Consider the following 9949-nt stretch of genomic DNA (forward strand, 5'->3'; position numbering starts at 1 on the left):
ATATATCCGGCAAAGATAAAATTAATTTCGGATAAGTATACATTTGATAAATGATAATGTATGTTATATGGCAATAAACGGTTGAGACAATGCGTTATTATCTGTATGAAACAGATAGTGTTTGCTACAAATAACGCTCATAAGCTTAAGGAGGTGCGTGAGATACTTCACGATACCGGTATGAGTGTATTGTCATTGGAGGATATAGGATGCCACGATGACATACCTGAGACTGCCGATACGCTTGACGGTAATGCATTAATAAAAGCTCAATGGGTGAAGCAGCGCTATGGATATGATTGTTTCGCTGATGATACAGGATTGGAAGTGGATGTGCTTGGCGGTGCGCCGGGTGTTTATTCAGCCCGTTATGCAAGTTCCGGACATGATTCGGCTGCAAATGTAGCCCTGCTTCTTAAAAAGCTTGAAGGTAAGGAGGATAGAAAAGCTCGTTTCCGTACGGTCATCGCTCTTATTATTGGCGATGAGGAGCCTTTGCTTTTCAACGGAATAGTGAATGGGCGTATAACCGACAAACTGCACGGAGCCGGAGGATTCGGCTATGATCCGGTGTTCTTACCCGATGGCAGTGACAGGACATTCGCCGAGATGACCGACGGTGAGAAGAACGCGATAAGCCATCGCGGAAGAGCTGTAAGGAAGCTTGCAGAATATCTGTCTGTAAATTAAACAGTATATGCAAAGCTTTTTTCATATTTTTGCATTAGAAAAAGTAATTATCAGATCACATATGTATAGGAATTTACTGATATTGGTGTCTCTTATATCCGTTTTTGTTGTCAATAGCAACGCTCAGCATGCTGTGGGGTCATGGGAGGTATATAGTAATTATGGTATTGACCGTGCCGATATTCTTGATACGGAGAAGAAAGTGTATTTCTGTGGCGGAGGGTCATTGTTTCATTACGATAAGGAGCTTGACGAGACATATTCTTATAATATAAGCAACGGACTGTCGGACGTGAATGTGAAAGGAATTCATCGCAATTATGAACGTGACTACATTGTAGCCGTGTACGACAACAGCAACATGGATGTTGTCTACGATGACGGGCGTATAGTGAACCTTAGCGATATAAAGGATGCGCAGTATGTGACCGACAAGACGGTAAACAGCATAGCTTTTGACGGTGACGAGATGTATGTGGCTACCGGATTCGGTCTGGTGAGATATTATTTGAGCAAAGGTGCTGTAAAGGAGTCCGGCATATTCAGTTTCCCGGTGCATGGTGTGACTGTCATGGGAGACAGGATTGTTATGAGTACTGATACCGGTATTTATTTCATAGACAAGTCAAACAGGATAAACGACTTCACGCGTTATACCCGTCTCAGCGATATGGAATGCAGCTTATTGTGCGGTATGGACGAGAGTATTATAATGGTACGCCGTCCATCGGCCAATTGGGTGAATACATATAAGATTGATTTTGAGAATATGGAGCTTGATGCAAACTATCCACGTTGGGTGATATACGGGGATGTATCGTTTAAGAGATTCGGGAAATGGTATGGACTTGTATCGCGTAATTCTTATATCCTGTGCTGTCCTAACGATGACGGAAAGGTGGACTACAAGGTTATAGATATACCATCAGATTTATATACTACGAATATATATATGTGTGGAAACGGGTCGAATAGTGGAAACGACCTCTGGTATATCAACGATAACGGACTTGGACACCTTACCTATACTACTCCCTACGAGGATATAGATAATTCACAGAAAAGTTCGAATTATACTATCGATCGTGAACCGTCATATCCGTTTGGAACATCTATTCATGGCGGTCCGACACGCCTTGCCGCATCGAACAATGGGATATATGTGACGTATAATGGAATGAGTAGATATGCTTCTAATAAAAGTTATCAAAATCTTTTAAAAATCAATTTAATATCTAATGGCTTCATAAATAATATTACTCCGAAATCTGGAGATTATACTCTTTCTAATGCAAATAGCAACAATAAGCTTCTAACAGGTTATGATATAGTAGTTGATAATCAGGATAATTCTATAGTTTATATTCCTACTTGGTTTGAAGGAATATGGAAATTTAAAGATGGGAAGCAAATAGGAAAATTTGATTGTAATAATGGACCGTTTGATACATGGTGGGCTTGTTCGGTAGAATATGTTTCCTTTGATAATAAGAATAATTTATGGGCTATAGGCCATGATTATAATAATTCCCGCGAGATAATAACCATGCTTCCAGCTAATAAAAATATAGATAATGTTTCTAAGGAAGATTGGATTACTCTTGATATACCGGGATTTGGTAATAGAGATAGTAGAGATTCCAAAATAGTACATTTCAAGCATCAGAAAAATAGAAATTTAGCAATATTTACCCAGTCATTTGGAGATAATAATGTGGTGATATATGATACTAATGGTACTTCGGCAATATCTGATGATAAATATTGGATGTTGAATCAGTTTACGGACCAGGACGGGAAAGCGTTCGGTCCATATACCGTGATAGCTATTGCCGAGGATCAGAATGGAGATATATGGCTTGGTACGGGATGTGGAGTAATAGTCATACATAATCTCCGTGGTATGCTCACAAACAAGAGTAATGTTGTGGAGCGTGTGAAGGTACCTCGTAACGATGGCTCTTCTTTGGCTGATTATCTTCTTGACAATCAGGCTGTGACTTCTATTGCGGTCGATGCGGGTAATCGCAAATGGATTACTACTAATACTTCAGGAGTATATTATGTAAGTGGCGATGGACGTGAGATTATAGATAACTTTACGCGCTCCAATAGTATGATTCCCTCTGACGAAGTTCATTCGGTGGTGTGCGATCCGAATAGCAGCGACGTATATTTTGGTACAACGAACGGACTTGCGATATATCATAGTACAGTAGCTCCGTCAGCGGATGATTTCAGTGAAGTTTATGCTTATCCGAATCCTGTCAGACCTGACTACTCCGGATGGATAACTATCAAAGGGCTGATGGATAATTCATTGGTCAAGATAGCCGATGCGGCCGGGAATGTATTTCTACAGACTCGTTCGGAGGGCGGTATGGTAATCTGGGATGGCTGTAATGCTGCCGGTGACCGTGTGCCTACAGGTGTCTACTATATATATGCCTCACAGAACCAAGAATCTAATAATGGCGCCGTCACTAAAATACTTGTTGTTAAATAAAAAATGTCATATGGTGATTTCAATAATACGTTTCTTAATGCTGCCTAATTCACAAAGAGGTGAAAGATAGACCAGTTATATCTGTAATTATTCCTATATATAATACTTATCAATATTTAAATGAATGCTTTCTTAGTGTAGAGGCTCAGTCATTTAAGAATATAGAAGTATTAATGATTGACGATGGGTCAACCGATGGAAGTATAGAAATTTGTAAAAAGTGGATTAACAAAGACGAAAGATTTATATTAATTAGGAAAAAGAATGAGGGGCCTTCTTCTGCTCGCAATTTAGGTTTAAATAGAGCAAAGGGCGATTTTATTGCATTTATTGATAGTGATGATGTAATACATCCGCATTATTTAAAAACTTTAGTTGATATCATCATAAAGAAAGAATATCTGATAGTAGTATGTGATTTTTTGCGGTTTAAGAAAAATTATCCTTTAGTTTCTTCTCATGTAAGAAACTTTTATCATTATATTCCTTCAGAGGCGATTAAGATAATGTTATATCAGAATGGCAGAATAAATAGTGCACCATGGGGTAAATTATTTAGAAAGGATTTAATAAAAGATATATGGTTTAAAAATGGAATTATCTATGAAGATTTAGAATGGTTATCACGTGTAATGTATAAAATGCCAAAATCAAAGAGAATTGGAATTTGTGATGCTAAATTATATTTTTATAGAATTAGAGAGGGAAGCCTGATTAATACTTTTTCCAACAAACGATTAGATGTTCTGGATGTATCAAAAGAAATAGAATGTAATGCTCTTAATATAGGAGACTACGGGATTATAAGAGCAGCAAGGGATAGGGTATTAAGTGCCAATTTTGAAATATATTTGGCATTGTATGATTTAAAATATAAGAATAGAGAGTTGTACAACTCAAGTGTGTATAATTATGATGAAACAATTAAGGGGTGCTGGAATCAGATAAAAAAGCTTAGATTAAAGTCTTTATTAAATTTTCATGTACGTAATAAGAATAAGTTAGGAATTTTATTGTCATATTTTGGACCAAGAATATTTGGATACATAGGTTCTAAAATGTCACATTTAAAATGAGGATGAATACGTATAATCAGAAAATATTCAATAGCATATCTCGCGATAATAATATGAACGTCGTGAGATATTATCTGAGTTTTTGTGTACTCATAGCTCATACAGCTTATTTGACTGGGTTGGAATTACCATGGATACAACGTGGTACAGTCGATGTAGGTTGTTTTTTTGCTATAAGTGGTTTTCTTATGTTTCCATCTTTTCAAAAGAATCCAACATGGAAACATTATGTAAAAAGAAGAGCTCTGAGAATTTTGCCACCATATGTTTTTATTATAGTTATTGCTGCACTATTATTAGTATTTGTTAGCGATAAATCTACGATAGATTATTTTTCTAACTCAGGTTTTTATAAATATTTGTTGGCAAATCTTTCATTCATGAATTTTTTACATCCAAATCTTCCTGGAGTATTCGAAAGTAATGAATTCGTTACAAGTGCTGTAAACGGATCATTATGGACAATGAAAGGAGAATGGGTATGCTATCTATCAGTTCCTGTGGTATATTCTGTTGTCTGTAAATTAGGAAAGAATAAAGGTAGAATACTTCTGATTATTATTGTATTAACGAGTGTAGTACTAAGATGTTTATTGCTTGATTTAGCAAATGAAGGTAGAAATGTATTGTATGAAATAATAGCTCGACAATTTGGAACTGTATTTGTATTTTTTTATGTAGGAGCGTTGTTGAATATATGTTGGGTAGAATTTCTAAAATATAAATGGTATGTATTAGTAATAGATTTGGTAATTATTATGATATGTGATAATATTCCATTCTATTACACATTATTACAACCATTTGTTGCAGGATCGTTAGTATTGTGGTTTTCTTTAATTGGACACTGGGGAACTATGTTAAGTAAGCATGATAGTGTATCATATGATATTTATCTATTTCATTTTCCAATTATTCAATTTGTAATATTTTTAGGACTTCCAAAAATATTATCTCCAATTGGAGTACTATTGGTGATTTTATCTATAACTGTTCCATTCGCTTTTATGTCGTGGAATCTAATAGGAAAAAGATTTTCACGTTTAGGAAATGAATCAAAACTAAATTGCAAAAGGGCAATAAGCCTAAAAAAGCTCAAAAGTTAAGGGCTATTTGAAAAAACGGGGAGAAAAGTTGTGTCGGGCGATACAATTGAGTATTTTTGATGTTTAGAAAGAGGGAGGGGATGATTGCCCTTTCTCATGCATGGCAATTGTCGGGGCGGAAGGACATCTTTTCCGGATTCAGGACGGCGGGGGCCATGCTGAAACTAAAAAGACAACTTTGCAGACTATGGAACTGAAATACAGCGACGAGCAGGACCAGTGTTACGGCGTGACAGGAATGGCCGTAAGTCTTGTGATATGGGATGCCGACGATATGCTGGCGCGCATCGACCTTGATGCCGACGACAATATTGAATTCGTGCCCGAATATTACTTTGCAGGCAATCCGAGGTTGTCGGCGAAGGTGGCGTGGCAATATATATTGAAGCATTATCAGGCCTCGATGGGTATGATGATAGGCAATGTGATGTGTCGTAACTACATGCAGCATAACGCTACGCCTGACAGCGGTGTCCGCAGCGCGCTGCTCGAATGTCTGGAGGAGGAGGGCGCCGATACATGTTCGCTGGAGACGGACGAGATACACCGCCTGTTCGACCGCAGCTATTCGTATCTCGACCGTGTGTTCGCCCATAGCGGGGTGCAGGACATAGTGCGCAGCTTTGCACGGGAATTGCAGACACATCGCTCTCTCAGCCGTGGTGACGTGGCTGAGATGCTTGCCGGCCTGCGCAATCTTTGATGGTAAATGTAGGGATTGTGGCGTGGTAGCCTTGCTACAGCATCCCTTGCTCGACGAGCACGCATACGCGTTCGATGATGGCATCGTCGTCGTTCTTGTCGGGACGGTAGGCCGACTTGAGGTTTACGCCGAAGAATTTTCCGAAAGTCTGCCAGAATCCGGCACGGAATGTGCCCAGGAAGGCTTTCAGTATGGAGTAGGACGACTGGTTGGTCTCCCGGTTTATGAGCTTCACGAGCATCTTTCCCTGTGATTTCGTGAATTTCTTGAGGTGGGGTTTGTATTGGTTGAACACCTCTTTTTCCATCTGTTCGAGATGGCGTTGGCGCTCCTTTTCGGATGGTAGCGTTTCGATGTATTCGTAGGTCTCGAGGATGGTCTCGGCAATCATCTTTGCGTAGGGGAGAGTGCGCTTTACGTCGCGTACTGTGCGCCAGTAGAATTGTTCCTGTTTTTTGTTCTTGAATTTCAGAGGGGGATAGTAGGTGATGTTGTTTAGCACAACCATCACTGCCGTGTCGCCCTCTTCGGTGACAAAGTGGTAGCGCCCGTGCACGAGGGGAATGCGCGCGTCCTTAAGCGTAGGCTCGTCGATCACACCCTCAATCCGGTCGGGGAGGGGTATGTCGATCTGTGCCGTCGCGGTGGCGGCACAGACCGACATTAGGAGCAATATGATGCATAAGATGCGCTTCATTCACAGAAAATGCTCGCAAGGCTTAAAATGTTCATGAAAATCAGTGGAGTAGGGGTCTCGACGGTTATTTGTGGGGATAATCGACCGTGTAGTGTAGTCCGCGCGATTCCTTTCGCTCCATGGCCTGGCGCATGATCAGATAGCCCACGTTGATGATGTTGCGCAGCTCGCATATCTCGCGCGATGCTTTGGAGCACTTGAAGAGTCGCTCTGTCTCCTCGTAGAGGATGTCGAGACGGTTCCATGCGCGCTTGAGGCGCAGGTCGGAGCGCACGATGCCGACGTAGGTCGACATGATCTGCCCGACTTCCTTGATGCTCTGCGTGATGAGTACCATCTCCTCGGGGTGGCGCGTGCCCTCGTCGTTCCATTGGGGGACATCGGTGCGGTAAGCGTAGCCGTCTTTCACCGACATGGCATGGCGTGCGGCTGCGTCGGCATATACTACAGCTTCAATAAGAGAGTTGGATGCCAAACGGTTGCCTCCATGCAGACCTGTGCATGAGCATTCGCCCACGGCATAGAGCCTGCTTATCGACGATTCGCCGTTGATGTCCACCTTTATGCCGCCGCAGAGGTAGTGGGCGGCCGGAGCCACGGGGATATAGTCCTTGGTTATGTCTATGCCGAGCGATAGGCATTTGGCGTAGATGTTCGGGAAGTGGTGGCGCGTCTCTTCGGGGTCTTTGTGGGTGACGTCGAGATATACGTGGTCGTCGCCGTAGAGCTTCATCTCTGAGTCGATGGCGCGTGCCACTATGTCGCGCGGGGCGAGCGATAGGCGCGGGTCGTATTTTTGCATGAATTCCTCACCTTTGAGGTTGCGCAACACCGCCCCGTAGCCTCGCATGGCCTCCGTGATGAGGAACGAAGGACGGTCGCCGGGATGGTAGAGTGCGGTAGGGTGGAACTGGATGAACTCCATGTCCTTTACAGTGCCTTTTGCGCGGTAGACCATCGCTATGCCGTCGCCGGTGGCCACGAGCGGGTTGGTAGTGGTGGTGTAGACGGCGCCTACGCCTCCTGTGGCCATAAGCGTCACGCGCGAGAGGAATTTATCGACCTTGCCTGTCTTGGGGTTCAGCACGTAGGCTCCGTAGCAGGTGATGTCGGGTGTGCGCCGCGTGACTATTTTGCCCAGATGGTGCTGGGTGATGATTTCTATGGCGAAATGGTTTTCGTATATGTCGATATTGGGATTGGCGCGCACGGCCTTTATGAGCGATTCCTGTATTTCGGCGCCGGTGTTGTCGGCGTGGTGGAGGATGCGGAATTCGGAGTGGCCTCCTTCACGGTGGAGGTCGAACGTGCCGTCATCATTCTTGTCGAAGTCTACGCCCCAACTGATGAGCTGGCGTATCTGCTCCGGCGCTTCGGTGACGACTTTCCTCACGGCCACGGGGTCGGACAGCCAATCGCCGGCAATCATGGTGTCGTTGATGTGTTTATCGAAGTCATCGACTTCGAGATTGGTCACAGAGGCCACGCCTCCCTGGGCGAAATAAGTATTGGCTTCCTCGAGAGTGCTCTTACAGATGAGAGCCACACGGCCCGTGGCGGCCACTTTCAGCGCGAAGCTCATTCCGGCGATGCCGGAGCCTATCACCAGATAGTCGTATTCGTAGGTCATATCAAAAAATCCGGCTAATAAATGTTGATAACCTTGATCGGTTCAATGAATAGTTTTGAAACAACGGCAAAGATACGAATAAGTCGAGTGCAAAGCCAAATTTATTTGCTATTGCTATGGAGTTATTCGTATCTTTGCGATAGTCAAACTAAACAAGCAATCTCCGTTATATGGCGCATCTTAGCATAAGAAACATAGGCCCGATAAAAGATATTGATATAGAACTTAACCGTGTAAATATCTTTCTCGGACCGCAAAGCAGCGGTAAAAGCACTATTGCCAAAGTGTTGAGTTTCTGCCAATGGCTTCAGAAGGATGTGGTCATACGGCAGAGCATCGACCATATCGACGAAGCGTTTGTCAAGAAAAATCTTATAGACTATCATAATATATCGAGTTACATCGACGAGCGTTTTTCAGAGTTTCATTACAAAGGAAGATGCATTGATATAGATTACGTTAAGGGTCGTATATCGGTTAAGTTATCAGGCGGATATGGAGAGGCAGCGGTGTCTAAGAATGCTTATATTCCGTCGGAGAGGAATATAGTTGGTATACCTCAGAGCCTCTCTATGGAGCTTCCGGCAAACTATCTTCGCAGCTTTCTTTCGGATTGGATTAATGTGAGAGACAAATTTCGCCGTTCCGATTCTGTCAAACTTATGAATCTTGGAGTGAGCTATTTCTATAATGAAAGTGCTGGCGATGACATGATTGTGATGGATGCTGATCCGGATAGCCCTATTTCGCTGTCGCATGCATCAAGTGGTCTACAGTCTACCACACCCCTTTATGTTTATATAAAATATCTCACGGAATGGGTTTATAAGCATGTGGAGGATAGGTCGCCGCAACGCATCAGGTTAATTCGTGAGGGGTCGGCTCGCGGGGCTATCAATGCTGAATTGCCCGGAGTATTCTCAGATCCTCAGATGAAGCCTCGGGCTGAAAGCCTTGTTGTAAAATTTGCAACTATTCCTTCATCCGAATTTATGGCAGGCAACGAGGACTCAGTTTTCAAGAAATTCAGGGAGATGGAGGAACGGCTAAGCCGTCCGAGTTTTTCCAACATCATAATAGAGGAGCCGGAGCAGAATCTGTTCCCCCAGACACAGGCTATGTTGGTCTATGATTTTTTCGACATGATAGACTTTGAGCGTGATAATCTCACAATCACTACTCATAGTCCATTTGTCATTTATGCTATAAATAACTGCATGATGGCTTACAAGGCTCGTATGTCATCTGCCAATATTGCGGACAGACTGAGTTTTAAATCATCATCATGGGTTGATCCTGAAAAAGTTTCCGTATGGGAATTGCGGGATGGTTACATAAAGGCTCCTCACAAAGAACGCAATCAGACTATTCAAGGAGAGGATGGCCTGATACGTGACAATTATTTTGACAGGGTGATGAACGGAATGATGGCCGATTTCAAGAATCTCCTTGCTGTCTCAAGAATATAGGAGGATATTCCGATTTATTATTATTACTGTCCGCTAAACTTTAGAGGGCGATTGAAAAATAGGACCGATTCC

8 protein-coding genes are annotated in these 9949 nt (G+C 42.6%); 6 read left to right on the top strand and 2 right to left on the bottom strand.

Annotated elements, in window-relative coordinates; all coding sequences use genetic code 11:
• The first annotated feature begins 105 nt into the window (after positions 1–105).
• The 5 genes from QZ303_RS05065 (at position 106) to QZ303_RS05085 (ending at position 6081) form a co-directional block, all read left to right on the top strand.
• Positions 106–690 (top strand): non-canonical purine NTP diphosphatase, encoded by a 585-nt coding sequence (locus QZ303_RS05065; protein ID WP_295730028.1) that lies wholly within the window; start codon positions 106–108, stop codon positions 688–690.
• 7 nt (positions 691–697) lie between these two features.
• Positions 698–3196 (top strand): two-component regulator propeller domain-containing protein, encoded by a 2499-nt coding sequence (locus QZ303_RS05070; protein ID WP_295730031.1) that lies wholly within the window; start codon positions 698–700, stop codon positions 3194–3196.
• Between the two features lie 59 nt (positions 3197–3255).
• Positions 3256–4272, top strand: coding sequence for a glycosyltransferase family 2 protein (locus tag QZ303_RS05075; protein WP_295730034.1), 1017 nt, complete (start codon positions 3256–3258; stop codon positions 4270–4272).
• Between the two features lie 62 nt (positions 4273–4334).
• Entirely contained in the window at positions 4335–5378 is a 1044-nt protein-coding gene (locus tag QZ303_RS05080; protein WP_295730037.1) for an acyltransferase, read from the top strand.
• 187 nt (positions 5379–5565) lie between these two features.
• Positions 5566–6081 carry a hypothetical protein gene (locus QZ303_RS05085; protein WP_295730040.1) on the top strand — a complete coding sequence of 172 codons (516 nt, stop codon included), beginning with the start codon at positions 5566–5568 and terminating at the stop codon, positions 6079–6081.
• 34 nt (positions 6082–6115) lie between these two features.
• Here QZ303_RS05085 and QZ303_RS05090 read toward each other — a convergent pair whose 3' ends face one another.
• Together QZ303_RS05090 and nadB are read right to left on the bottom strand one after the other, a co-directional pair.
• Positions 6116–6778 (bottom strand): DUF4294 domain-containing protein, encoded by a 663-nt coding sequence (locus QZ303_RS05090; protein ID WP_295730043.1) that lies wholly within the window; start codon positions 6776–6778, stop codon positions 6116–6118.
• A gap of 64 nt (positions 6779–6842) precedes the next feature.
• Positions 6843–8408, bottom strand: a complete 1566-nt coding sequence (gene nadB / locus QZ303_RS05095; RefSeq protein ID WP_295730045.1) for an L-aspartate oxidase — start codon at positions 8406–8408, stop codon at positions 6843–6845.
• A 170-nt stretch (positions 8409–8578) separates the two neighbouring features.
• Here nadB and QZ303_RS05100 point away from each other — a divergent pair, with 170 nt between their 5' ends.
• The gene (locus QZ303_RS05100) at positions 8579–9877 is read left to right on the top strand and encodes an ATP-binding protein (protein ID WP_295730048.1); all 1299 of its coding nucleotides are present in this window, start codon (positions 8579–8581) and stop codon (positions 9875–9877) included.
• Positions 9878–9949: the final 72 nt, after the last annotated feature.

Origin of the sequence: uncultured Muribaculum sp., assembly GCF_910583865.1 — a bacterium.
Lineage (GTDB): Bacteria > Bacteroidota > Bacteroidia > Bacteroidales > Muribaculaceae > Muribaculum.

Coding starts and splice junctions, on each gene's coding strand:
- QZ303_RS05065 (WP_295730028.1), top strand. CDS start 106: ATGAAACAGATAGTGTTTGCTACAAATAACGCTCATAAGCTTAAGGAG.
- QZ303_RS05070 (WP_295730031.1), top strand. CDS start 698: ATGCAAAGCTTTTTTCATATTTTTGCATTAGAAAAAGTAATTATCAGA.
- QZ303_RS05085 (WP_295730040.1), top strand. CDS start 5,566: ATGGAACTGAAATACAGCGACGAGCAGGACCAGTGTTACGGCGTGACA.
- QZ303_RS05090 (WP_295730043.1), bottom strand. CDS start 6,778: ATGAAGCGCATCTTATGCATCATATTGCTCCTAATGTCGGTCTGTGCC.
- nadB (WP_295730045.1), bottom strand. CDS start 8,408: ATGACCTACGAATACGACTATCTGGTGATAGGCTCCGGCATCGCCGGA.
- QZ303_RS05100 (WP_295730048.1), top strand. CDS start 8,579: ATGGCGCATCTTAGCATAAGAAACATAGGCCCGATAAAAGATATTGAT.